23 protein-coding genes and 1 pseudogene are annotated in these 22,950 nt (G+C 57.3%); 17 read left to right on the top strand and 7 right to left on the bottom strand.

Annotation, left to right across the window (positions count from 1 at the left end; all coding sequences use genetic code 11):
- Positions 1 to 28: 28 nt before the first annotated feature.
- From JCM12296_RS51260 to JCM12296_RS00495, 3 genes are all read right to left on the bottom strand, one after another.
- Positions 29 to 703 carry a citrate/2-methylcitrate synthase gene (locus tag JCM12296_RS51260; RefSeq protein ID WP_479690842.1) on the bottom strand — a complete coding sequence of 225 codons (675 nt, stop codon included), beginning with the start codon at positions 701 to 703 and terminating at the stop codon, positions 29 to 31.
- Positions 678 to 1,193, bottom strand: a complete 516-nt coding sequence (locus tag JCM12296_RS51255) for a citrate/2-methylcitrate synthase (protein ID WP_479690841.1) — start codon at positions 1,191 to 1,193, stop codon at positions 678 to 680. The genes JCM12296_RS51260 and JCM12296_RS51255 overlap by 26 nt, the downstream gene beginning before the upstream one ends.
- Positions 1,194 to 1,514: 321 nt before the next feature.
- Positions 1,515 to 1,934, bottom strand: coding sequence for a Fur family transcriptional regulator (locus JCM12296_RS00495; protein ID WP_246803876.1), 420 nt, complete (start codon positions 1,932 to 1,934; stop codon positions 1,515 to 1,517).
- A 413-nt stretch (positions 1,935 to 2,347) separates the two neighbouring features.
- On the opposite strand from JCM12296_RS00495, the gene JCM12296_RS46855 reads away from it, so the two are divergent.
- The 9 genes and pseudogenes from JCM12296_RS46855 to nqrF all read left to right on the top strand — a co-directional run bounded on the left by JCM12296_RS46855 (position 2,348) and on the right by nqrF (position 8,138).
- Positions 2,348 to 2,686 carry a hypothetical protein gene (locus JCM12296_RS46855; RefSeq protein WP_054688769.1) on the top strand — a complete coding sequence of 113 codons (339 nt, stop codon included), beginning with the start codon at positions 2,348 to 2,350 and terminating at the stop codon, positions 2,684 to 2,686.
- A gap of 46 nt (positions 2,687 to 2,732) precedes the next feature.
- Positions 2,733 to 3,323, top strand: a complete 591-nt coding sequence (locus JCM12296_RS46850; RefSeq protein ID WP_054688767.1) for a hypothetical protein — start codon at positions 2,733 to 2,735, stop codon at positions 3,321 to 3,323.
- Positions 3,299 to 3,688 carry a 4Fe-4S dicluster domain-containing protein gene (locus JCM12296_RS00480; RefSeq protein ID WP_054688765.1) on the top strand — a complete coding sequence of 130 codons (390 nt, stop codon included), beginning with the start codon at positions 3,299 to 3,301 and terminating at the stop codon, positions 3,686 to 3,688. The genes JCM12296_RS46850 and JCM12296_RS00480 overlap by 25 nt, the downstream gene beginning before the upstream one ends.
- 30 nt (positions 3,689 to 3,718) lie before the next feature.
- A pseudogene (locus tag JCM12296_RS49985) lies at positions 3,719 to 4,911 on the top strand (NADH:ubiquinone reductase (Na(+)-transporting) subunit B).
- Positions 4,904 to 5,041 carry a hypothetical protein gene (locus tag JCM12296_RS43095; protein ID WP_246803875.1) on the top strand — a complete coding sequence of 46 codons (138 nt, stop codon included), beginning with the start codon at positions 4,904 to 4,906 and terminating at the stop codon, positions 5,039 to 5,041. The pseudogene JCM12296_RS49985 and the gene JCM12296_RS43095 overlap by 8 nt, the downstream one beginning before the upstream one ends.
- A 5-nt stretch (positions 5,042 to 5,046) precedes the next feature.
- Entirely contained in the window at positions 5,047 to 5,613 is a 567-nt protein-coding gene (locus JCM12296_RS00470; protein WP_054688763.1) for an FMN-binding protein, read from the top strand.
- Positions 5,614 to 5,664: 51 nt separating this feature from the next.
- Positions 5,665 to 6,282: an NADH:ubiquinone reductase (Na(+)-transporting) subunit D gene (locus JCM12296_RS00465; RefSeq protein ID WP_054688799.1), complete on the top strand. Its 618-nt coding sequence runs from the start codon at positions 5,665 to 5,667 to the stop codon at positions 6,280 to 6,282.
- 5 nt (positions 6,283 to 6,287) lie between these two features.
- Positions 6,288 to 6,896 carry an NADH:ubiquinone reductase (Na(+)-transporting) subunit E gene (gene nqrE / locus JCM12296_RS00460; protein ID WP_054688761.1) on the top strand — a complete coding sequence of 203 codons (609 nt, stop codon included), beginning with the start codon at positions 6,288 to 6,290 and terminating at the stop codon, positions 6,894 to 6,896.
- 15 nt (positions 6,897 to 6,911) lie between these two features.
- Positions 6,912 to 8,138: an NADH:ubiquinone reductase (Na(+)-transporting) subunit F gene (gene nqrF, locus JCM12296_RS00455; RefSeq protein WP_054688759.1), complete on the top strand. Its 1,227-nt coding sequence runs from the start codon at positions 6,912 to 6,914 to the stop codon at positions 8,136 to 8,138.
- Between the two features lie 123 nt (positions 8,139 to 8,261).
- On the opposite strand, the gene JCM12296_RS00450 is transcribed toward nqrF, so the two are convergent.
- Both JCM12296_RS00450 and JCM12296_RS00445 read right to left on the bottom strand, forming a co-directional pair.
- Positions 8,262 to 8,594 (bottom strand): ferredoxin-thioredoxin reductase catalytic domain-containing protein, encoded by a 333-nt coding sequence (locus tag JCM12296_RS00450; RefSeq protein ID WP_054688757.1) that lies wholly within the window; start codon positions 8,592 to 8,594, stop codon positions 8,262 to 8,264.
- Positions 8,594 to 8,848: a glutaredoxin family protein gene (locus tag JCM12296_RS00445; RefSeq protein WP_054688756.1), complete on the bottom strand. Its 255-nt coding sequence runs from the start codon at positions 8,846 to 8,848 to the stop codon at positions 8,594 to 8,596. Before JCM12296_RS00445 ends, JCM12296_RS00450 begins: the two co-directional genes overlap by 1 nt.
- Positions 8,849 to 9,219: 371 nt before the next feature.
- Here JCM12296_RS00445 and cooS point away from each other — a divergent pair, with 371 nt between their 5' ends.
- The 8 genes from cooS (at position 9,220) to JCM12296_RS46835 (ending at position 21,131) form a co-directional block, all read left to right on the top strand.
- Entirely contained in the window at positions 9,220 to 11,193 is a 1,974-nt protein-coding gene (cooS, locus tag JCM12296_RS00440; protein ID WP_054688754.1) for an anaerobic carbon-monoxide dehydrogenase catalytic subunit, read from the top strand.
- Positions 11,194 to 11,365: 172 nt separating this feature from the next.
- Complete coding sequence (locus JCM12296_RS00435) at positions 11,366 to 11,611, top strand: hypothetical protein (RefSeq protein WP_054688752.1); 246 nt, start codon at positions 11,366 to 11,368, stop codon at positions 11,609 to 11,611.
- 2 nt (positions 11,612 to 11,613) lie between these two features.
- Positions 11,614 to 13,299 (top strand): ABC1 kinase family protein, encoded by a 1,686-nt coding sequence (locus tag JCM12296_RS00430; RefSeq protein WP_054688750.1) that lies wholly within the window; start codon positions 11,614 to 11,616, stop codon positions 13,297 to 13,299.
- A gap of 213 nt (positions 13,300 to 13,512) precedes the next feature.
- Entirely contained in the window at positions 13,513 to 15,528 is a 2,016-nt protein-coding gene (locus JCM12296_RS00425; RefSeq protein ID WP_246803874.1) for a TonB-dependent receptor plug domain-containing protein, read from the top strand.
- Positions 15,529 to 15,539: 11 nt separating this feature from the next.
- Positions 15,540 to 16,106: a YfiR family protein gene (locus JCM12296_RS00420; RefSeq protein ID WP_054688748.1), complete on the top strand. Its 567-nt coding sequence runs from the start codon at positions 15,540 to 15,542 to the stop codon at positions 16,104 to 16,106.
- Between the two features lie 8 nt (positions 16,107 to 16,114).
- Complete coding sequence (locus JCM12296_RS37675) at positions 16,115 to 17,878, top strand: hybrid sensor histidine kinase/response regulator (protein WP_172683700.1); 1,764 nt, start codon at positions 16,115 to 16,117, stop codon at positions 17,876 to 17,878.
- The gene (locus tag JCM12296_RS37670; protein WP_054688744.1) at positions 17,827 to 19,008 is read left to right on the top strand and encodes a response regulator; all 1,182 of its coding nucleotides are present in this window, start codon (positions 17,827 to 17,829) and stop codon (positions 19,006 to 19,008) included. Before JCM12296_RS37675 ends, JCM12296_RS37670 begins: the two co-directional genes overlap by 52 nt.
- On the top strand, positions 19,005 to 21,131 hold the full coding sequence (locus tag JCM12296_RS46835) for a putative bifunctional diguanylate cyclase/phosphodiesterase (RefSeq protein WP_054688742.1): 2,127 nt from the start codon (positions 19,005 to 19,007) through the stop codon (positions 21,129 to 21,131). The genes JCM12296_RS37670 and JCM12296_RS46835 overlap by 4 nt, the downstream gene beginning before the upstream one ends.
- Positions 21,132 to 21,138: 7 nt before the next feature.
- Here JCM12296_RS46835 and JCM12296_RS00400 read toward each other — a convergent pair whose 3' ends face one another.
- Positions 21,139 to 22,143: a PilZ domain-containing protein gene (locus JCM12296_RS00400; protein WP_054688740.1), complete on the bottom strand. Its 1,005-nt coding sequence runs from the start codon at positions 22,141 to 22,143 to the stop codon at positions 21,139 to 21,141.
- On the bottom strand, positions 22,140 to 22,943 hold the full coding sequence (locus JCM12296_RS00395) for a methylenetetrahydrofolate reductase (RefSeq protein WP_054688738.1): 804 nt from the start codon (positions 22,941 to 22,943) through the stop codon (positions 22,140 to 22,142). The genes JCM12296_RS00400 and JCM12296_RS00395 overlap by 4 nt, the downstream gene beginning before the upstream one ends.
- Between the last annotated feature and the right edge of the window lie 7 nt (positions 22,944 to 22,950).

Raw genomic sequence — 22,950 nt, 5'->3', positions numbered from 1 at the left:
TCCTTGACGGATAGGCGCTATCTATCCTTCATCGGCACAAAGGCGCATTCATCGGTCCGCAATAATCCCCAATGTAATCGGATTCCGGGCGATAGAGCGTTGGCTTGGCCGACGCGCCGCCGAATTGCTCCTCGATCACATGGGCGGTCCAGCCGGCGATGCGCGAAATGGCGAAGATCGGTGTGAACAGATCCACGGCGATGCCCATGTAGTAGTAGAGCGAGGCGCTGTAGAAATCGACGTTGACAAAGATATCCTTGCCTTTGCGTTGTTTGAAGGCTTCCTTGCCCTTGATCTCCAGCGCTTTGGAGAGATCATACCAGCGGGTGTCGCCGGCGCGTTTCCCCATGGCCTGGGACATGGGTGCCAGAATATGGGCCCGGGGATCGTCCACCTGGTAGACGGCATGCCCCAGCCCCATGATCACACCGCCCGTGTCCAGGATGCTGGCCACGTAGTCGTCTACCTTGCCGACGTCACCGATCGCCAGGAGCATCTGCATCACGCGGGTGTTGGCGCCGCCGTGCAGCGGTCCCGAAAGGGAGCCGACGCCGGCGGCCACCGCCGCGTAGATATGAGCCTTGGTGGAAGCGACTTCACGGGCGGCAAAGGTGGACGCATTGAACGAATGTTCGGCGTGGAGCACCAGGCAGGTGTCGAAAAAGTGGGTCAACTCTTCATCCGGGACATTGCCGCTGAGCATATACAAAAAGTTGGCCGCCTGGCTCAGGCCGCGTCCGGATCGATGGGAGCTTGCCGTTACGGATTCGATCCCAGGCCGCCACGATGGTGGGGAATTTGGCGATCAGGCGGATGGCCATGCGGCCGGTGCTTTCGACATCGGTCTTGCGGATATCGGGATCATAGCTCGCCAGCATGGGGACGGTTGCCTGGAGCACATCCATGGGCAGGGCATCCTTGGGCATTTGCTGCATGGCGCTGAGAATTTCAGCCGGAACGGCGCGCTGTTCGGCGATCTGCCGGCGGATGCTGTCGAGTTCCTGGTGATTGGGCAGGTGTTCGAACAAAAGCAGGTGGACCACTTCCTCGAAGGTGGTCTTGCCGGCCAGATCCTTGACCAAGTAACCCCGATAAATCAGTTTCCCCTCGGCCCCATTGACGTCGCTGATTTTCGTGCTGGCAATCGTGACGCCCCTTAATCCTGTGTTGATAACGGGTTTGCAAGCTTCCATAGGCCACCTCGTTTCTGTCTCGGATGAATATAATGATTGATTTCGAATCGCAGGCGAAGATGTTCCGGAGTCGAAAAAGCAATATGTATGCCAGCGATCCTTCGGTATTTTCAGCCGCTTCAATCAGCGCCCGCGGTGCTCCGGGTTCGGCGTCAAGGCAGTGCCCACCAGGACCGGACAATATCACGTAACCGGTTGGGGCTCAGCCTTGACATCGCGGCCCGCTTCACGGGGCATCAATCCCAATTTTGTCTCATTTTTAATTTGACACACAATTGTATCTTAAAACAAAACGATGGAGAGGGTGGATTCGGGTTGCCGTCAGCCGGCGGCCTTGTGTTGGGCGCGTTGCCGCGAACATTCCGGACACAAGCCGGTAAACTCCAGGTTGTGGCCGATAATTTCAAAAACCGTGGTGCCGTAAAGATCGTCTTCGAGTTCGTTGAGCGGTGCAATGGGGGCGTCGTCGACCCGGCCGCAACCGACGCAGCGAATGTGGTAATGTTTCTTTGCCACACCATCATAGCGCTTCATGGCGCCGGAGAGTACCAGACACTGAATTTCGCCCAATTCACAGAGAACCTCGAGATTTCGATACACCGTCCCCAGGCTGATACGCGGTAGGCGCTTGCGCACCCGTTCATAAATTTCGTCGGCGGCGGGGTGGTTGTTGTAGCGCCGAATCTCTTCGAGGATCACGCGTCGTTGTTGGGTCATGCGTGTTTTTTTATCGGTTGCCACGGTTACACGTTCCACGGTTGTAGGTCTGATTTTGTCCTAAGCCGAAATCGAGCATATGTCAAGAGGATGCGCGGACAGCCACCGGCTAACCGCATTTGGATTTCAGCCTTGAAAAAAATTAACAATAAACCAAATGCAGGTTACCCTGCGGACATGCGTGGGTCGATGGATCATGGCTTGCAGCAGTGAGGAAAACATGGCAGAATGGGGCCGATTCAAACGAACTCGTTAAATATCATACCTTAATTCTCAGTATGCCTTGTTGATGGTATGCGTTTTGCCTTTTGAACGTCGCGTGTCGGTTCCCACGGGAAAGGCGGCCTGCCGCCGTATCATCTTGTCATACCGTCACGGTCAACCGTCAAAATCGTTTTTCAACAGCGCACCCGGTGCGTCACAATCAAGGTTAGCGGATGAACGCCATTCACCTGAAAAAGGGGTTTTCGCCCAAAATTGCCGGTATCCCCGCACGACAGTTGCGTGAGCTGGAAAAACCCCGCCATGTGGGCATGGTCCCGCGACATATCCCTTTCATCAAGCCCCGACTGCTGGTTCAGGAGGGGGATACGGTGGCCATCGGTACGCCACTTTTCGAGGATAAACGCAATCCGCGCATTCGTTTCCCTTCCCCCGGTGGCGGCACGGTGACGCGCATCGTTTTTGGCCCCCGGCGCGTCATCGAAAAATCGTCATTCTCCTCGATGCCGAGGAAAAATGCGAAACGATTGCCGTGCCGCCGGCCGAAGGGGTAGCGGCAATTTCCCGGGAAGAGCTGGTTGCGCTTTTGCTGGCCGGGGGATGTGGCCTTTCCTGCGCGCGCTGCCGTTCATGGATTTGGCCGATCCCGATACAACCCCGCCGGTGATCATCGTCCGCCTGGGGGATGACGAGCCCTTTGCCCCCGAGCCCGCGGTTTACCTCAGTGATCGGCAGGCCGCCTTTGCTGCCGGCATGGACCTGCTTGGCAACCTGTGCCAGCGCGTGGCCGTCCATATTACCGGCGATGCCGCCGTGGCCGCAGCGGTTCCCGGGGGCGTGACGGTCCAACACTTCTCCGGGCCGTACCCGACGGGAAACCCGGCGGTCCAGCTGTACCGCACTAAAAAGGGAACCGCCGAGAACCGGGCCTGGTTCATCGACGGGCAGGATGTGGCCCTTTTGGGCCAGTTCATCACGACCGGTTGCTATCCAGTGTCGCGCACTGTTTCCGTGGGCGGCAGCATGGCTCCCGAGACGGGACACGTTCTCACCCGCGCCGGGATTCCCCTTGCGCTGCTCGCCGGTACATCGCTCGTCAAGCCGTCGGCCGCGCGCTACATCGTGGGGGGCGTGTTCAGCGGTTTTGCCGCCGGTGCCGACGCTACATGGGATTTTACCAGAACGCCCTGAACCTGATCGACGACGGTGACCGCGAGGAACCGTTTGCCTTCATCCGTCCGGGATTCAATAAGCCCAGCTATTCCACCGCCTTCCTCTCGGCCCTGCACAAGTCGGCCCTGCCTATGGATTGTGGCCAACATGGCGAGGCGCGCGCCTGCGTCAACTGTGGTACCTGCGCGCGGATCTGTCCGGTGGACATCCTGCCCCAGTTTGCCATGAAGTGTCTGGTGGCCGATGAGGTGGAGGAGGCCCTGGCCCATGGTTTGCTGGACTGCGCCGAGTGCGGCCTGTGTACGTACGCCTGTCCGTCCAAGATCGAGCTTAGGGAGGTGTTTCGCGCCGCCAAAGCGCAATACCACAAGGAGACCCTGTAACTTATTACCCGCAAGGTAGAACCCAGACGAATGAAATCCCTCAAATATCTTTTTGATGTCGCCCGGCCTGTCTTTGCATCCGGTGGCCGGCTGGCAAAATTGCATCCCCTGTTCGATGCCATCGAGACCGTGGCCTTTGCTCCGGCCCTGCCGACCCGGGCCGATGCCCACATCCGCGACAGTCTCGATCTGAAACGCTTCATGACCTTCGTGATTATCGCGCTGCTGCCACCGTTTTTTTACGGTATTTACAATACCGGATACCAGGCCGGTGTTGCAACCGGGCTGGACGTCAGCATCCTGGCATCCATGTATCGCGGTGCCTGGGTCGTCTTGCCCATGCTGGTGGTTTCCTATGCCGTGGGACTCTTTTGGGAGATCCTCTTCGCCTCCGTGCGCAATCACAAGATCAGCGAAGGCTTTCTGGTCACCGGGCTTTTGTTTCCCATGACCCTGCCGCCCTCCATTCCCTTGTGGCAGGTGCCGTTGGCATCAGTTTTGGCGTGGTGATCGGAAAAGAGGTGTTCGGTGGGACGGGGCGCAACGTCCTCAATCCGGCCTTGACCGGACGCGCCTTTCTCTTCTTCGCCTATCCGGTCAACATGTCCGGTGACCGGGTCTGGACCGCGGTCCAAAAGGTGGGCGGACAGGCCGTGGATGCGGTTACCGCCGCAACACCCCTGGCGCTCACCTCCCTGGCCGCTTCCGGCGAATCGGTGACGCAGGTTCTGACCCATGCCGGCTACACCTTCGGGCGCCTTTTCATGGGCAACCTGTCGGGCAGCGTGGGTGAAACCTCGACGCTGATGATTCTTGTCGGGGCCATTTTTCTGCTCGTTACCGGCGTGGCCAACTACCGCATCATGCTCGGCGGCGTGCTGGGGATGCTGGCCGTGGCCTATCCCGGGTACCTGCTCAATCTTTCCTCCGGCGGGCAAGCGGCACCGTTGTTTTCCGTGAACCCCTTTTGGCACCTGGTCATGGGCGGTTTCGCCTTCGGCATCGTCTACATGGCCACCGATCCGGTTTCGGCACCGGGAATGAACCTGTCACGCTGGATCTACGGTTTTATCATCGGGGCACTGACCCTGATGATCCGGGTTTTCAATCCGGCTTATCCGGAGGGGACCATGCTGGCCATTTTGTTCATGAACATCTTTGCCCCGCTGATCGACCATTTTGTCATTAAGGCGCGGCTGAGAAAAAGGGTGCCCAATGTCTGATCAATTGAAATCCATCGTCTTCACGGCGGTTGTGGCTTTGGTTTGCGCGCTCTTGCTGACCGGCGCGGCCAGCGGCCTCAAGGCGCGCAAATTGCGCAACGTGGCCGTTGACCGGCAAAAAACATTCTGAAAAGCGTGGGCCTGATCAAGGCCGGTGCATCCATGTCCGCCGCCGAGATCGAGCGGCGCTACGATGCGAACATTCGTTGCTACGACATGGCCGGTACCGGCCGCGTCGTTCCGGCGGACAAGGCCGGCGCCGGGCTGCCGGTCTGCTTCTATGTCAAGGCGAATCATCCGAAAGCGTATATCGTGCCGGTGGATTCCAGTGGGTTGTGGGGCAAAATTCACGGCTACATGGCTATCGAAAATGACGGCAAGACCGTCGCCGGGTTTTCCGTCTACAGCCAAAACGAAACCCCGGGACTGGGCGGTGAAATCGAAAAACCCTGGTTCCAGAAAAACTTTGTGGGCAAGAAGATCGTCGATAAGGCGGGCGATTTCGTCTCCGTGGGGATCGCCAAGGGCAAGGTGGCCGAGGTTATTCCCAAGGACCGCCAGGACAACTATGTGGACGGCATTTCTGGTGCTTCGTTGACCGGCAAGTTTCTTACCGCCGGCCTGAAATCGGTTTTGCGGAAGTACGAACCACTGGCCAAGGCCTTTCGCAAGGGGCCGGTGAGCCTGCCGGCCGGCAGTTGAAACGGGTGATGCCACCCTTATCCATAACCTCTGACGAGTAATCCGTTGACCATGAAAATCAGCCAATCCCAAACCTTCAAGGCCTTTTCCGAGCCGATCGTCAAGAACAACCCGGTCTTCATCCAGAGCCTGGGAATCTGTTCGGCCCTGGCCGTAACCGTTCAGCTCAACACCGCCGTGGTGATGGCCCTGGCCATGACTCTGGTCACGGCTTTCTCAAGCCTGACCCTCTCCGCCATGCGCAAGGTGATTCCCCGCAACGTGCGCATGATCGTGGAACTCTCCGTCATCGCCTCTCTGGTGATCCTGGCCGACGAAGTCCTGCGGGCGTTCTTCTATGACATCAGTAAACAGCTTTCCGTTTTCGTCGGGCTCATCATCACCAACTGCATCGTCATGGGGCGGGCGGAAACCTATGCCCTGGGAAACCCGCCGATCCGGTCGTTCATGGACGGTCTGGGCAATGGTGCCGGCTATGGATCGGTCCTGGTGATCGTGGCCTTTATCCGCGAGCTGTTCGGCGCGGGCAAGCTGTTTGGTTTCGCCATCGTGCCCCAGACGTTCTACGATGCCGGGTACATGAACATGGGGTTCATGCAGCTGGCACCGGCGGCCTTTATCATCATCGGCCTTTTGGTATGGTTGCAGAAAAGTCTGATGAAAGGGTAGGGCATATGGAAAACCTGATCGGTCTGTTTCTCAATTCGGTATTCGTGGGCAATATCCTGCTCTCTTACTTTCTGGGGATGTGCTCCTTCGTGGCCGTTTCCAAAAACATGGACACGGCCATCGGTTTGGGATTTGCCGTGGTTTTCGTGCTCTCCATCACCGCGCCGGTGAACTGGTTGGTGTTTCATTACCTGCTTTCTCCCGGGGCGTTGCGCTGGGCCGGCCTGGGTTCGGTTGATCTGAGCTTCTTGAAGTTCATTACCTTTATCGCCGTTATCGCCGCCATCGTTCAGATGGTCGAGATGGTCATCGACCGCTATTCGCCGGTGTTGTACAATGCCCTGGGTGTTTTTCTGCCGCTGATCGCGGTCAACTGTGCCATCCTGGGGGCATCCCTGTTCATGGTCGAGCGGGATTACAGCTTTGTCGAGACGGTGGTCTTTGGCTTCGGCTCCGGTGTTGGCTGGCTCATGGCGATCGTTTCCATGGCGGCCATCCGCATCAAGATGCGTTACGCCGATGTGCCCAAAGGGCTGGAAGGCTTTGGCATCACCATGATCATGACCGGCCTGATGGCCATGGGCTTCATGCTCTTTTCGGGCATTACGCTGTAAGCAAAGGAGTTTGCCTTGATCTACATTGTGGGAATCACGGTTTTTCTCGCGGTGATCCTGATTTTGGTGGGACTGCTGCTCTTTGTAGAGGCCAAGGTGGTCCAGAAGGGCACCAACCGGATCGTCATCAACGGTGACGAAGAAAAGAGCATTGCGGCGCCGGCCGGCAACACCTTGCTTTCGGCCCTGTCGGCCAACGGGATCTTCATTCCATCGGGTTGCGGTGGTGGAGGTGCCTGCGGGATGTGCAAGTGCAAAATCGAGGAAGGCTCAAGGGGGCCGCTGCCCACCGAACTGGCCCATCTTTCGCGCAAGGAACGTCAGGATAACATCCGCCTGGCCTGTCAGATGAAGGTCAAGGAGCCGCTGCGTATCCGTATTCCCGACGAAATTTTCTCGGTCAAGAAATACACGGCCACCGTGGTTTCCAACGACAACGTGGCCACCTTCATCAAGGATTTGGTCCTCGAGCTGGATCATGACGAGCACCTCAATTTTACCGCCGGTGCCTACATCCAGATCGATATCCCCGAATACGAAATTCCTTTCGAACACTTCCGCATCCGGGTGGCCGAGCGTTACCGCCCCGACTGGGACCGGTTCAATCTGTGGGGTTTGCGCGGCAAGAACCTGGCGCCCGTTTTCCGGGCCTATTCGTTGGCCAACCCGCCGGCCGAGTCCACCCGGCTGCGCTTCACCATTCGCATCGCCACCCCCCCGCCGGGAAGAAAGGACCTGCCGCCGGGCACCGGCTCCACCTACATCTTCGATCTCAAGCCCGGGGACCAGGTGACGTTAAGCGGGCCTTTCGGCGAGTTCTCCGTGAAGGAGACCACCCGCGAGATGTGCTTCGTGGGCGGCGGTGCCGGCATGGCGCCTCTGCGCAGTCAGATCCTGGACCAACTCCAGCGGGTCAAGACCGACCGCGTGCTTTCCTTTTGGTATGGCGCCCGATCCAAGCTGGAACTGTTCTTCGACGAAGAGTTCCGCTCACTGGCCGAACAATACCCCAACTTCTCCTACCATGTCGCCCTTTCCAACCCCATGCCCGAGGACAACTGGACCGGCCTGACCGGGTATATCCACCAGCAGCTGAATGACACCTATTTGAGCAAACACAAGGACCCCACCGAGATCGAATACTACCTGTGCGGCCCGCCCATGATGGTCACTGCGGTGGAGGGGATGTTGGACAGCCTGGGGGTCGAACCGGAGATGATCGCCTATGATAAGTTCTCCTGATGGGCGGGCCGAGGCTGGACGGTAATTTTTAGGGATCGGCAGGATAGACAACGGCCGCTGTTTGCCGGGATATCGTTCCGCGGCAGGTAGCGGCCGTTTTTTATCTTTAATTCGTTAAGCCGGTTAAAAAAACATTTTTTCCGGCGGACGCCGCTCGGGTACGTATTCCCGGTCGATGCTGCCGTCGTTCCAGGCCTTGGAAACATAGAGATTGCAGTAGCAGGAGCCGAACTCGGCCACATCGGGCTCACGGTACTCGCAGGGACAGATGATGTCCCGGTCGTTGTCTCGGTCACCCGAGGCCAGCCGGCAGGGACAGGCCATGTAACCGTAACGGTTTTTATTGATCAACAGCGCATCCAACAGTTCCATGACCCGCTGGTGGTCGCTGCTGAAATAGTATCCTTTGGGTTCGTTGATTTTCTTCAGTTTTTCATAGAGTTCGGTGGTATCCATCAGATTCCCAGCGCCTCCTTGATTTTGTCTTCCTTGTATCCGACGATGACCTCGTCGCCGATAATCACCGTGGGAAACGAGCAGCGCGGATTGAATTTCTTCACATCGGCAAGAATGGCCTTGCGCTCTTCTCCATCCAGAAGATCCACATCGACGAATTCATATTTAACCGTGCATTCATCCAGAAGCCGCTTGGTCGATTTGCAATGGCTGCAGGTGCTCAGCGAGAAAACCTTTACCGGTTTGTCATTCATTATGGTTTCCTTTCACCATGGATGACCGGGGATTTGCCAGTGTCCCCGGATGGGTCCGTTATCAGATGACGGGAGCCCCTACCTTAAAGGGCTGAACGAAGCCGGTCAAGGAAATAATGGCCAAGCGAAGCGAGGGCTTTATTAATTCTTCACCGAAAGAAAAGAGTGCTTGACACGGCATGGGAAATCAATTAGTGAAAATAGTAATCATTCCTGATTAGGAGGCCCATACTTGATTCTTCAAGATTTTCGCTGTCCGTCTGGATCCAAGTCGCATGCATTTTAAGGCCACATTTTTTGAATTGTCGACTGAACCATCAGTAACCCATTACTATCGCGTACCCGCATAATCTTTCCACGAAGGAGGGAACATGGTCGAGAAGAAAGACGTTAAAGCCCAGAAAGAGATCCCGATTAAAGATCTCACTATTTGTGAAACCACGCAGCAGATGTTGGCCAAGGCCAGAAAGGACGGTGTCAGTACGGCATTTGACCGGGCCATTGACATGAAGGCCTGCCCCATCGGTGCCGATTCGGCTTGCTGCAAACATTGTTCAATGGGACCTTGCCGGCTCAACGCCAGGGATCCCTACGGCAAGGTGGGGGTTTGTGGCGCCACCATCGATACGATCCAGGCCAGAAACTTTGCCCGCATGGTTTCCTCCGGGTGTGCGGCCCATACGGACCACGGCATGAGCATGCTGGACCTTTTTCGTGAGGTGGTCAATGGTCGCATTACCGATTACGCGATCAAGGATCCCATCAAACTGGAATCCGTGGCCCAGTCCGTGGGGATCGAAACCGAGGGGAAAAGCCAGAAGGAGATCGCCCTTGAACTCTATGCGGAACTGGAACGGACATATACCCAGGTGGACGGTGAAATTCCGTTTATGAAGCGGGTTCCCGAAAAGACCCTGGAGACCTGGCGCAAGCTTGGTATCGTTCCCCGTGGCGCCATGCGTGAAATCATGGAGATGATGCATCGCACCCATATCGGCGTGGATCAGGAGTATAACAACATCATGAAACAGGTCAGCCGCACGGCTCTTGCGGACGGCTGGGGCGGTTCCATGGTCGCCACGGAAATTTCCGATATCCTCTTCGGTACGCCGACGCCGGTCGCCGTGGAAGTTGATATGGGTGTCCTGGAGGAAAAACAGGTCAATATCATCGTGCACGGCCACGAACCCAACCTGTTCGAATCCATGATTGCTTCGGTCAATGAACCGACCCTGATCCAGGCGGCCAAGGATGCCGGCGCCGAAGGTATCAATCTGGTCGGCATGTGCTGCTCCGGTGCCGAGGTGCTGGTTCGCCACGGCATTCCGCATGTGGGGAACTTCATGTCAACGGAAGCCGTACTGGTCACCGCTGCCGTGGATGCCATGACCGTGGATGTCCAGTGTATCAAACAAGGGCTGGCCAGTGTGGCGGAGTGCTACGGCACGCCCCTGATCACCACCAACCCGCGGTGTCATATCGAAGGCGCCACGCATGTTGAATTTCATGAGCACGACCCCAAGGCCTGCACGGACGAGATCGTGATTCGCGCCATCAGCCGTTTCAAGAACCGTAAGGCCAAGGTGGAGATCCCCAAGAAGAAGGGCATCGGGGTTCACGGATTCTCCCACGAATATATCAATTACATGCTCGGCGGGTCGTTCCGTGGTTCCTATACGCCGTTGAACGAAAACATCATCAATGGTCGCATCCGCGGCGTGGCCGGTGTGGTGGGCTGTACCAATCCGCGCATGAAACAGGATTGGGTGCATGTGGAGCTGGTCAAGGAGTTGATCAAGCAGGACGTTCTCGTGCTTCAGACCGGTTGCTCCCAGATCGCCCTGGCCAAAGCCGGTTTGACGTCACCTGAAGCCGCCGCCCTGGCCGGTCCCGGTCTGGCCGAGGTGTGCGAAACGGTCGGCATGCCGCCCGTGCTCGGCATGGGATCCTGTGTGGACAACAGTCGTATCCTGGTGGCTGCCGCGGAAATGGTCCGTGTCGGCGGTCTGGGACAGGCCATGGCCGATCTGCCGGTGGCCGGTGCCGCACCGGAATGGATGAGTGAGAAAGCCATCAGTATCGGGCAGTATTTTGTCGCCTCGGGCGTATATACGGTTTTTGGGGTGACCTTCCCGATCGTCAAGGAGACCAAGTTCCACAAACTGCTTTTCGACGGATTGGAGAGCCAGGGACTGGGCAAGTGGGGTTTTACGCCCGATCCCTATGAAATGGCTAAAATGATGGTCGCGCACATTGACAAGAAACGCCAGGCCCTGGGCATCGACAAAGCCAGGGAGCGCGTGCTCATGGATATGTCCGACCGGCGGGATATCGAGGCTGCCTGATCCACGGCGGACAACGACACCTATTTGGATACCCTCCTCTCTAAAAGGGGGCTCGGCAACGAGCCCCTTTTTATCGTTTTTGGATCGACGTTGACACCATACCGGGATTGCGGCATAACACAAACGTCCCATCCATCGATCAACCCGCCGGAAAACCAATGGAGGAGAATCCATGAAACAGGGAAAATGCCCCAAGTGCGGATCGACGAACATCTATGGCCCCGCCGATCTGCCGCTTAAAAGCGGCCCCTTCGGCAGTAATTCGATTCCTGTCAGCCTGACGGCCATGGCCGCCCTGGACAACTACGTGTGCGTCGACTGCGGTTTGGTGGAGAGCTACGTGGCCGATGATCGCATGCTCAAGAAAATCGCCGAAAAATGGAAGGCCGTGAACGCATCCGTGGATGAAGAGGACTAAGCATGCCATTCCCCTTTTCCAGTCGCCGCCTGAGCGGAATCCGTCATTTCGGGCTGATTTCACGCGTGCTGATCAGGCATGGCCTGGGGGAGATCGTCGACCGCCTGAGGGGGGGCGGCAGCACGCGCATCAAATCCGGTCTTCCCGATCCGGCCCGTATCCGGCGGATACTGGAGGAACTCGGCCCCAGCTTCATCAAGCTGGGCCAGTTGATGAGTTCCCGTGGGGACCTTTTCCCGCCCGAATATATCGACGAATTGACCAAACTGCAGGATCAGGTGCCGCCGGTCGCCTTCGAGGAAATTCGCGGGCTGATCGAAAGTGAGCTGGGAGAGCCCCTGGAGCAGTTGTTCACAAGCATTGACGAGAAGGTGCTGGCGGCGGCCTCCGTGGCTCAGGTCCACACAGCAACGCTCAAAACCGGCGAAAAGGTTGCCGTGAAGGTGATCCGGCCGGGTATCGAGAAACGCATCCGCAATGATATCCAGGTAATGTATTATTTTGCGGCCCGATTTGAGCGCACCTTCGATCTGGGGCGCATCGTGGGCGCGGTAAATCTGGTCAAGGAGTTCGAGCGCACCATCTTCCGTGAACTGGACATGCTCATCGAGGCGGGCAACATCGAGCGCTTCAGCCACAGTTTCAAGGATGTGGAGGAGATCTACATCCCCCGGGTGCACTGGGACCACACCTCCCGGTCCGTGCTGGTGATGGAATATATCGATGGCATCAAGATGGACCATGTGGAGGCGATTCGCCGGCAGGGCATCGATCCCAAGGAAGTGGCCATGATCGGGCTGCGTTCCTTCTCCCGGCAGCTCATGGAGGCCGGCATCTTTCACGCCGATCCCCATCCGGGCAACACCCTGGTCATGCGTGACGGACGGGTGGGCCTGGTGGACTTCGGCATCGTGGGCTACCTGGACGAGGAGACCATGATGCAGGTCGCCCACCTTTTTCTGGGGTTTGCCGAGCATGATTACGAGATGGTTATGGACGCCTTCGAGGCCGCCGGCCTGGTGAACCCGCGCAGCATGGACCTGAAAAGCTTCCGAACCGACCTCAAGGACATGGCCGAACCCTTTTATGGTCGATCCCTGAAGACCATTGCGGTCAAGGATGTTTACGATCAGGTGATGCGTCTGGTGTTCAAGTATCGCATCCACCTGCCGCGCAACCTGCTGCTGTTGTTCAAGACCTTTATCCAGACCGAGGCCCTGGGGAAGATCCTCGGTTCGGATGCCAGCCTTCTGGAAGTGACCCGGCCGTATGCCAAACGCCTTCTGCAGAAGGGCTACGAGGCCCACAAAGTATTGAAAAATATGGGGCGCGATGCCAAGCAGGTCGGTGGATACCTGCGCCAGGTCCCCCAGCTGGCCCATGGCCTTTTCAAACGCCTGGCCACCGAGGCACCCCGATTCGACATCGCCCACACCGGCCTCGAGGATCCCACCCGCAAGATCGAAAGCAGCATCAACCGCCTGACCTTGGGCCTGGTGACTGCCGCTTCGCTCCTCGCCGCTGCCCTGATTCTCAACTCAAGTCGCAAAGTGATCGTCTTCGAGATCGATTTTTTCGGCCCTCAAATACTTTCGATGACCGATATCCTGGGTTTCAGCGGTTACGTCATTGCCACCATCCTGGGCCTGTGGTTGGTCTTCTCGATTATCCGTTCCGGCAAATTGTGATCTCTAAAACAAACGCCGTGTCTTGATCCATGGCGGCTGACGGTCCTTTGCCCGTTCCCCCCTGCCAATCGCCCCATCCTAAAGTCTATCCGGTTCGGTTCGATATTGTAGCCAATATTGATGCACGCGTTAAACGTCGTGGTTTCGACGAATTTGTCAAAAGCCCGAGATCAAGGCTTGCGGATTCTGAGGAAGGAGGCGCACATCATTTATTTGAAACGGCATATTCCGGGGCGCGCCATGCAGGTGTTTAGCGTGATCTTGGCGCTTTTCTTCTGCCTGTCGGGACTTGCGGCCGCGGAACCGTCGGCGTTGACTGAATTCAGTATCGAGGAGCTGATGAACATCAAGGTTACCTCGGTCAGCAAAAAGGCCCAACATCTTTCCGAGAGCGCCGCCGCCATCTACGTGATCACCGATGACGACTTGCGGCGTTCGGGGGTGACCCACATCGTCGACGCCCTGCGCATGGTGCCGGGAATGAACGTGGCGCGCATCGATTCCAACAAGTGGGCGGTGAACGCGCGCGGATCGAACAGCCGCTTCTCGGACAAACTGCTCGTGCTGGTCGACGGGCGTAGCGTTTACACGCCCTTCTTTTCCGGCGTCTATTGGGAAGTCCAGAACATCATGCTGGAAGATGTGGAGCGCATCGAGGTCATCCGTGGCCCCGGGGCTGCCCTGTGGGGGGCCAATGCGGTCAACGGCGTGATTAACATCATCACCAAATCGGCTGCCGACACCCAGGGCGGATTCGTCTCGGCGGGCGGCGGCAGTTATGAGAAAGCTTTTGCCAATGCCCGCTTCGGCGACCAGGTGGGCGACAACACATACTACCGGATTTACGCCACGGGCAACCAACGGGGGGCCTTCAAATTTCTCGACGGCGCCGATGCACACGACGACTGGGATATTTTCCAGGGGGGCTTCCGTCTCGATTCGGGCTTGACGGCCAGCGACTATTTGACGGTTCAAGGCGATCTTTATGAAGGTGATATCCATCAGCGGTTGAACCTGCCAATGACCGAAGCCCCTTACCAATCCACCCTCGACGATGATGCCGAGGTTTCCGGCGGAAACCTGCTGGCCCGCTGGCAACGCACCTTCTCATCGACCGCCGACCTCGCCCTGCAGCTTTACTACGACGCCAACCGGCGCAAGGAAGCCTGGTCCGACCAGGATCGGGATACCTTCGATATCGACTTGCAGCACCACTTCAGGGCCAGCGAACGCAACGACATGGTTTGGGGCCTGCGCTACTACCGGACGCAGGACGCGTTCAACAACACGCCCATCCTGTCCCTCGATCCCACCACGCGTACCGATGAATTGTTCAGCGCCTTTTTGCAGGATGAGATCACGCTGATTCGTGAGCGAGTATGGCTCACCCTGGGGTCCAAGATCGAGCACAACGACTATACCGGTTATGAGTTCCAGCCCAGCGCCCGTCTTTTCTGGTCGGCGGCCGAAGACCACAAGTTCTGGGGCTCGGTTTCCCGCGCCGTGCGGACGCCTTCAAGGATCGAAACCGATGGCCAGCTATATAATGGTGTCCACTTGCCAACCACCCATTTCATGCCACCGGTAATTGTGGGTATTGTTGGCAACGACGATTCCGATTCGGAACGCTTAGTGGCCTACGAACTCGGTTATCGGTTTTTGCCGAATCCGCGATTTTCATTTGATCTATCTATTTTTTACAATGATTATGACGGGTTGAGGATGGTTGAACGGGGCGCACCGGTATTCATGGACAACGCCGCCTATGTTTTTCAGCCGTTGCGCTTTGTTAATGGCTTCTCAACCCAAACCTATGGGGCCGAAGTCGCGGTGGCCTGGCATGCCACCGATTGGATGCGCGTGAATTTATCCTACAGCTACCTGGAGAGCGATTTCGAGGATTCTGTGCAGCTGGGCAAGGCGCCTAAAAATCAGGTCTCCCTGCGGACCGCCTTCACCTTGCGGGAGGACCTCGATCTCGATTTTTGGTTGCGCTACGTCGACGATGCGACCACGGCCTACATCGATTCCGCAAGCGGCTTCTACACCCTGGATGCGTACCTGACCCTGGATCTGCGTCTGGCCTGGCGGCCGATCGACAGCCTGGAACTCGCCATCGTCGGCCAGAACCTCTTGGACAACAGCCATCTCGAATTTGTCCAGGAAGCTTACTCTCCGCCTTCGGAGGTCCCCAGCAGCATTTATGGCATGGTCACCTACCGGTTTTAAGGAGCCCGATAGTGGTGCATCGGCCTGATAAAAAACGATTCAGCGGCGGATGGCGGCTATTCGTCTATCTCTTGATGCTTTTATCGCTGTTGGGGGGCAGTGGCGTTGCAGAGGGCTTTGAGGCAGCCACCCTCAAAGCCGCCTTGGTTTTGAATTTCGCCAAGTTCACCACTTGGCCGCCGGATGCTTTTGCTGGTCCCGAGGCGGATATGGAGCTGTGGGTCCTGGGGGATACCATCATCCAGCAGGCGTTCGCGAGCATCGATGGCGAGACCATCGGTTCAAGGAAAATACACGTCCGGCATGCGGGTTCCGTGTCGGCCACCGATCCTTGCCATATGCTGTTTGTGGCCCTGAACGTGGATCGTCCCATTCTGACCGCGGCCCTTGCTTCCGTCTGGGATCGGCCGGTCCTGAGCGTTGGTGAGACGTCCGAATTTATCCAGTTGGGTGGCATCATCAATATTTTCAACAAAGACGGTCGGTATCATTTTGAAATCAAACCCGCCGCGGCAAACCAGCGAGGATTGAAGCTGAGTTCGCGGTTGCTCAAATTGGCGATTGTTTTGGGCGATTGATGAAGGTCATGCGTTTGAAAAAAAAGCCATCACGGTTCTATTCGATCAAGGACAAGCTGATCATTTTACTCAGTCTGACATCGATCCTGACCGCATTGTTGGTCGCCTCGGCGATGATCTACAATGAACGCCGGAGTACCCGTGAAAACCTGGTCAGTGAACTTCGCTCCATGGCCGACGTGGTCGCACGGAACATCGGCGCGGCCATTTTGTTCAATGATCCGCAAACGGCCGGAGAGGATCTCTCCTCCTTGGCGGCCAAACGGGAAATCACCGCGGCCATTCTTTACGACAAGAACGGTTCCATCTTCAGTCAGTTCAGCAGCGGGAGCAAGGACCTGGCCCTTTATGCGTCAGCCTTCGCCCGGCAGAATCCCGATCCTCACATTCGCCTCAATCGGTTGATGCGCAATGGCGGGACCGTCCTTTTTGCGGATGGAAACGTGCATGTGGTCCGGCCGGTGACCGTGGATCGAAAGGTGGTGGGGGCGATTCAGCTGGTCGACACCATGGCGCAAATGCACGCGCGCTTGAACACGTTCTACATGGTCATCTCTTCCATCGTGTTGGTGACCCTCATCATCGTCCTCCTGGTCTCGGCAAGGTTGCAAAAGATTTTTACCACTCCCCTGTTTGGCCTGATGCAGTCCATTGATACCGTCATCGGCGAGAAGAACTATGCCGTGTGCGTCAAACGGCAGAGCAATGACGAGTTCGGCATTCTGATCGACCGTTTCAATGACATGATCAACGAGATTCAGGGACGCGATGAAAGCTTGAAGGCTTACAGTGCGGAGCTGGAAGCGCGGGTGCAGTTGCGCACGGCGGACCTGGTGGCGGCCAAAGAGGAATTGGAGGCAACCGTCGCCTCCCTGGCGGTCGCCAAGGAGGCTGCCGAAGCGGCCAATCGGGCCAAGTCCCAATTTCTGGCCAACATGAGTCACGAAATCCGCACGCCGATGAACGGTGTCCTGGGCATGACCGGACTGTTGCTGCAAACCCGGCTGACGGATGAACAGCACCGGTTTGCGACGACCATCCAGAAATCGGGTGACGCGCTTCTCAACATCATCAATGACATTCTCGATTTTTCCAAAATCGAAGCCGGTAAATTCCAGATCGAGATTATCGATTTTGATCTGCGCCTGCTGGTGGAGGACGTGGTCCAGCTGCTGTATCTGCGGGCGCACGACAAGCACATCGAACTAACGGCGATGATCCCCGATGATACGCAGGTCAGCCTCAAAGGCGATCCCACACGGTTGCGCCAAGTCCTCACCAATCTGGTGGGAAATGCCATCAAATTTACCCACCAAGGCGAAGTGGTGGTGGACGTGAAGACCACCGATGGTACGGATAATCGCGTCTCTTTGCATATTTCCACCCGGGATACCGGCATTGGCATTGCCGATTTTGATCGAAAAAAACTATTCAAACCCTTTTCCCAGGCCGATGGTTCGACGACGCGCAAATACGGTGGGACCGGGCTGGGGCTGGCCATATCGTCGGAGATTATTTCGCTGATGGGCGGGATGCTGGACTGCGAAAGCACGCCCGGAAAAGGATCCCGCTTTTTCTTCACCATCGAGCTTGAGCGCTGCGAAAAAAGAGCGATGCCGATGGTGATGGCAGCAGCGTCCCTGAAAGCGAAGCGGGTGATGATTATCGACGACAACGCCACCAACCGGGATATCCTGCGCGTCAGACCGCTGCCTGGAAAATGCAGAATGCCAGCGCGGATAGCGGCCCGGACGGGATTGCGCAGCTTCTGACGGCAGCCGCACAGGAACGACCATTCGATGTCGTGATCCTGGATATGGACATGCCCGAAATGGATGGCATGACCGTCGCTCGCAAGATCAAATCCGACCCGGCCATTGCCGGTATTCCCTTGATCATGCTCACCTCCACCGGTATGCGCGGGGATGCCAGCGAAGCCCGACAATGCGGGATTTCCGCGTATTTGACCAAGCCGGTTCGGCAAATGGAGCTGCATGCCACCCTGGAACAGGTGCTTGGCGATTACCCTGCGGGGGAGACGCCCCAGATGGTCACCCGCTATACCTTGGCCGAGGCGACCCAGCAACTGAATCTGACGGTCCTGGTGGCGGAAGACAACCCGACCAATCAGGAAGTCGCCGCCGGGATGCTCAAGGCCTTGGGCTGCCGGGTCGAACTGGCGGACAACGGACACGCGGCGGTTGCCGCCGTCCGCCACCAGGACTACGATATGATTTTGATGGATTGTCAGATGCCGGTGATGGACGGTTACCTGGCCACGGCCGAAATCCGGCGTGCCGAACGGCAGAAGACGCCCCATCGGCACACCCCGATCATTGCCCTCACCGCCAATGCCCTCGAGGGCGACCGTGAAAAATGTCTGGTGGCCGGGATGGATGATTACATGAGCAAACCTTTCAGATCAAAGGATCTCCTGGAAATGATCCAGCGTTGGAAGAGCCAGCGGACGTTGAAAACCGTTCAATCGGTGGAGCTGGCTCCCACGCCCCCGTCGTCGCCATCACCGCCAATTGCCCAGGATAGCCGGGACAATCCCGTTGACAAAGGGATTCTTTATGCCCTTAAGGCCCTGCAGATCGAAGGGGAACCCGATTTCCTCCAAAGCCTTGTCAGAACTTACCTGGACGGAGCGGATGCATTGGTTGACCAGCTGGATGCGGCCGACGCCCGAAATGATACCGATCAATTGGCATTCATCGCCCATCGGTTCAAATCCAGTAGTGCCAACGTGGGCGCCATGGGATTGAGTGAATACTGCCGGGACCTGGAAATGACCTGTAAGAAACATTTGGATGGCGATATCAGCGCGATGATTGCCGCCATCGCCACCGAATACACAGCGGTTAGAGACGTCCTGAAAGGAGAACTTGAGGCCGTATGACAATCCTGAATGACACCCGACCCGGAGGATCCCTGGCCCTGGTGGTGGACGATGACCCCTCATTGCGGTTGTACATGGGGGTTTCCCTGAAAAAAGCCGGTTTCGAGGTGCTGGAAGCCGACGGGGGGGAAACGGCCCTGGCCCTTTTCGCCGCTCATCGGCCCGACCTGGTTTTGCTTGACGTGGTGATGCCGGACATGGATGGCTTCGACACCTGCAAGGCCTTGCGCAAACTTCCCGGCGGCCGCTATGTTCAGGTGCTGATGGTGACCGGCCTGGATGACAGTGAATCCATCGAGCGTGCCTTTGACGCCGGTGCCAACGATTTTGTCTCCAAACCCATCAATTGGACCGTTTTGGGCCACAAGGGACGGTATCTGCTGCGCGCCGGAAGGGCCTTCAGAGAACTGGACCGCAGCCGCAGCCGGTTGGCCAAGACGCAGGAACTGGCACGGCTGGGCAATTGGCAGATCGATCTGTTGAAGGGGGAATTCAGCTGCTCTTCAAAGACCTGTCGACTGCTCGGGATTACTTCCCAACGACCGGAGACCATCGACGATTTCCTGCAGTCGGTGATTGCCGGCCAGCGGGATACGGTGAAGGCGGAGATCGATCGGGCGGTCCAGCATCACCAGGACATTTCCCTTAATTACCCGGTGATCCTGGACGATGGTACCCAGAAACACATCCTGAACCAGGCGGAAGTCCTTTTCAACGAACACGGTTCCCCGGAGCTCTTGCTGGGCGTCGTTCAGGATGTGACCCAATTGAAGCGGGCCGAGGAGGAAATCCGCCTGTTGGCTTTCTATGACAGCCTCACCGGTTTGGCCAACCGTGCCCTTTTTCTCGATCGGCTTGAAAAGACCATTGCCGGCGCCCAGCGCAACCAGCAGAAATTTGCCATGCTGTTCCTCGACCTGGACCAATTCAAACTGATCAATGACACCTTGGGCCACCACATCGGCGATCTGCTACTGAAAAAGGTTGCCGCCCGGCTCAAACGCAACATCCGCAGCACCGACACCGCGGCCATACTGGGAACAAGGATGTCCGATTCGGTGGTCGCACGTCTCGGGGGGGATGAATTCACCGTCTTGCTTACCGACATCGAAAAACCCGAAGCGGTTGCCAAGGTGGCCGCGCGCCTGATTCGGGAGCTATCCGACATCTACCCTATCGATGGTCATGAACTGTCCATGACGACGAGCATTGGCATCAGCATTTTTCCCGAGGATGGAGAAGATCCGGCGGCCCTTTTCAAGAATGCCGACTCGGCCATGTATCACGCCAAGAACAGCGGCCGGAACCGTTATCAGTTTTATAAGGAGTCCCTCAATCGGGCCGCATTGGAACGCTTTTCCATTGAACGGGATCTCAAACGGGCACTGGCTACCGATGAAATGGTGCTTTTTTACCAGCCGCAGATTGAACTGGCTTCCCGACGGATTGTGGGGGCCGAGGCGCTGATCCGATGGGTTCACCCCAATAAAGGGATGATTCCGCCGGACCGTTTCATCGCCATTGCCGAGGAGTCCGGCCAGATCATCGACATCAACCGCTGGGTGGTCCAGACGGCCTGTCGGCAAATGCAGCAGTGGCGGACGGCCGGTTTGGCGCCGATCCGCATCGCGGTCAACCTTTCCGGCTACAGACTCTCCAGCCAGGACATCATCCAGACCATCAAGGACGCCTTGGGCAGCGTGGCCGCCGAAAACCAGGTACTCGAAATAGAGATTACCGAAAACGTGCTCATGCAGGACACCAAGGAGACGATTGGTACCCTGCAAGGCATCAAGGACCTGAAACTGAGGATTGCCCTGGATGATTTCGGCACCGGCTATTCCTCCCTGCGTTACCTGACGACGTTTCCCGTGGATACGATCAAAATCGACCGTTCTTTTGTCATGGGGTGCACCACGGAGCCCAAAAATCTGGTTATTATCCGCGCGATCATCGCCATGGGCCACAGCCTGGGCAAACGCATTGTCGCCGAGGGCATCGAGACCGAGGAGCAGTATGCCTTGATGAAAGAATTGGGCTGCGATGAAGGGCAGGGGTATTTGTTCAAACATCCGGTCCCGGCAGACACCTTCGCCGAACTGTTGGTCAACGCGGTATTATGATGGCATTTTATTTGCTGTTGCTGGGAATCGGCGAACAGCGGGTTTCCATCAGGGAGCGGATGACCTGTTTCTGATGCAGGCTCAGTTCATCGAAGCGAATGCCAATGCCTTTGGGGTCCCGGCGCACCACCGTGCCGTGAATCGCGCAAGCGCGATCGAGCACCGGGGAAGAGATCGACATGATCAGCCGCTGGTTGGTTTTTATGGCATGTTCGGTTTCGATGTAGGCGCCGCCCTCACTGATGTCGCGCATGGAGCACTGGTACGTCCAGTCGCTGATTTCATAATCGACCCCCACCAGGCAGTCATAGCGGGCATGTTTTCTCAGATTGACGCGTTGACTCTGGTTTTCGTCCGCAATTCGACCACTTTCCAACAGCAGGTTCATCAATGGGGTGGTGATCTCCGGTTCGACTTCCCGAGGGAAATAATCGATATCGATCAATACGTTTTCCCAGGTGAGGATATGCAGGATGGCCGGCTTGCCGGTCAAAAGTCCCATTCTGGCCGCCACGGGCTTGCCGTTGGCGATAAATAGGGTGCCACTCTTGCCCTTGGCCGAGATCTGTAGACGGCATGAGCGGTCTTCCAATTCCAGCATTTGCAGGAAGGACGACAGGGTGAGCCCCCGGATCTGTCCGCCATAATCGATTTGCAGCTCGGTAAAGAGCCGCTTGGTCAGCATGCTGATGTCGATGACCTGATCGAAATGGATGACCGAAGCCATGGTTTTGACTTTGGCACGGAACATGGCGGAGGCATTGTTGGTCATGACAAAAACGCGTACCTGGGGATAGGTTGCTTCCATCTGGGTCAGGAGTTCGAACGTATCCATTTCAGCCACGTGCAGGCCGGTCAGCAGAACGTCGATCTTTTCACGGCTCAGGATATCGAGAGCCGTCTGGAAACTGCTGGCCGATAAGATCTTCAGGAAGGCGCTTTGGCTTTTCAAAAGCCCGGCAAACGCTTGAAGCGTGATGACATCTTTGTCGAGAATGAGGATGTTTTTCACAGGATATCACCCAGAATTTCATAGTGGTCAAAGGGAGGCATGATGCAGGCGCCAGCAAAACGCTGGCGAGCAATCGTTAGCATTTCACGTGCATTGGCGGCGCCTGCGGCCACGGGATCGGTGGCGGTGTGCATGCGCCGTCGAACCGCTTCGGGAACGGTGATGCCGGCCACCCGGGTATGCAGGAACTCCGCGTGGCGCGGGGTCCTCAAGGGAAGGATGCCCATGATCACGGGGATGCCCATGGATTGGGTCGCCTGGGCGAGTTCGTCGGCACCGGCTTCGTCGTAGACCGGCTGGGTGACGGCAAACTGGGCGCCGGCATCGACTTTGCGCTTCAAGTGGTTGACGGCCTTTGCCAGGCCGTTGCTTTCCGGATGGGTGTCGAAAACCACCCCGGTCTGAAGTCCCGCCTGGCGGGCCATGCCGACCAGCGCGTAGACATCGGCATCGCGCACGGTGGTGGTCTGGTGACGGTCCTTCAGCGCCACGAAGTCACCGGCGGCAACCATGACGGTTTCGATGCCCAACGCCCGGGCCCCCCACAGCTCTGCCTGGAGGCTGAGCCGGTTATGGTCGCGGGTGGTCAGGTGCAGAATCGCCGGCTTGGCGGTCCGTTGCTGGATCATGGCGCACAATGCCATGGCGCTCATGCGCGGTTTGGCGACGGGGTTGGTAGCGACGCTGAATCCGTAGAACCGGTGGGCCGTGGCGGTTTTCAGCATGGCCAGAAGCTTGGCCGGGTCCGGGCCTTCCGGAGGGACGACCTCGATGGTGATGACAAACGGATCGCTAAACATTCAGTAT

Origin of the sequence: Desulfosarcina cetonica JCM 12296 (assembly GCF_001311845.1) — a bacterium.
Lineage (GTDB): Bacteria > Desulfobacterota > Desulfobacteria > Desulfobacterales > Desulfosarcinaceae > Desulfosarcina > Desulfosarcina cetonica.
Note: the sequence above shows the minus strand (reverse complement) of the source record. Positions and strands in the feature narration are given on the sequence as shown.

Coding starts and splice junctions, on each gene's coding strand:
- JCM12296_RS51260 (WP_479690842.1), bottom strand. CDS start 703: ATGCTCAGCGGCAATGTCCCGGATGAAGAGTTGACCCACTTTTTCGAC.
- JCM12296_RS51255 (WP_479690841.1), bottom strand. CDS start 1,193: ATGGAAGCTTGCAAACCCGTTATCAACACAGGATTAAGGGGCGTCACG.
- JCM12296_RS46855 (WP_054688769.1), top strand. CDS start 2,348: ATGAACGCCATTCACCTGAAAAAGGGGTTTTCGCCCAAAATTGCCGGT.
- JCM12296_RS46850 (WP_054688767.1), top strand. CDS start 2,733: ATGTGGCCTTTCCTGCGCGCGCTGCCGTTCATGGATTTGGCCGATCCC.
- JCM12296_RS00480 (WP_054688765.1), top strand. CDS start 3,299: ATGGGATTTTACCAGAACGCCCTGAACCTGATCGACGACGGTGACCGC.
- JCM12296_RS43095 (WP_246803875.1), top strand. CDS start 4,904: ATGTCTGATCAATTGAAATCCATCGTCTTCACGGCGGTTGTGGCTTTG.
- JCM12296_RS00465 (WP_054688799.1), top strand. CDS start 5,665: ATGAAAATCAGCCAATCCCAAACCTTCAAGGCCTTTTCCGAGCCGATC.
- nqrE (WP_054688761.1), top strand. CDS start 6,288: ATGGAAAACCTGATCGGTCTGTTTCTCAATTCGGTATTCGTGGGCAAT.
- JCM12296_RS00450 (WP_054688757.1), bottom strand. CDS start 8,594: ATGGATACCACCGAACTCTATGAAAAACTGAAGAAAATCAACGAACCC.
- JCM12296_RS00445 (WP_054688756.1), bottom strand. CDS start 8,848: ATGAATGACAAACCGGTAAAGGTTTTCTCGCTGAGCACCTGCAGCCAT.
- cooS (WP_054688754.1), top strand. CDS start 9,220: ATGGTCGAGAAGAAAGACGTTAAAGCCCAGAAAGAGATCCCGATTAAA.
- JCM12296_RS00435 (WP_054688752.1), top strand. CDS start 11,366: ATGAAACAGGGAAAATGCCCCAAGTGCGGATCGACGAACATCTATGGC.
- JCM12296_RS00430 (WP_054688750.1), top strand. CDS start 11,614: ATGCCATTCCCCTTTTCCAGTCGCCGCCTGAGCGGAATCCGTCATTTC.
- JCM12296_RS37675 (WP_172683700.1), top strand. CDS start 16,115: ATGCGTTTGAAAAAAAAGCCATCACGGTTCTATTCGATCAAGGACAAG.
- JCM12296_RS37670 (WP_054688744.1), top strand. CDS start 17,827: ATGCAGAATGCCAGCGCGGATAGCGGCCCGGACGGGATTGCGCAGCTT.
- JCM12296_RS46835 (WP_054688742.1), top strand. CDS start 19,005: ATGACAATCCTGAATGACACCCGACCCGGAGGATCCCTGGCCCTGGTG.
- JCM12296_RS00395 (WP_054688738.1), bottom strand. CDS start 22,943: ATGTTTAGCGATCCGTTTGTCATCACCATCGAGGTCGTCCCTCCGGAA.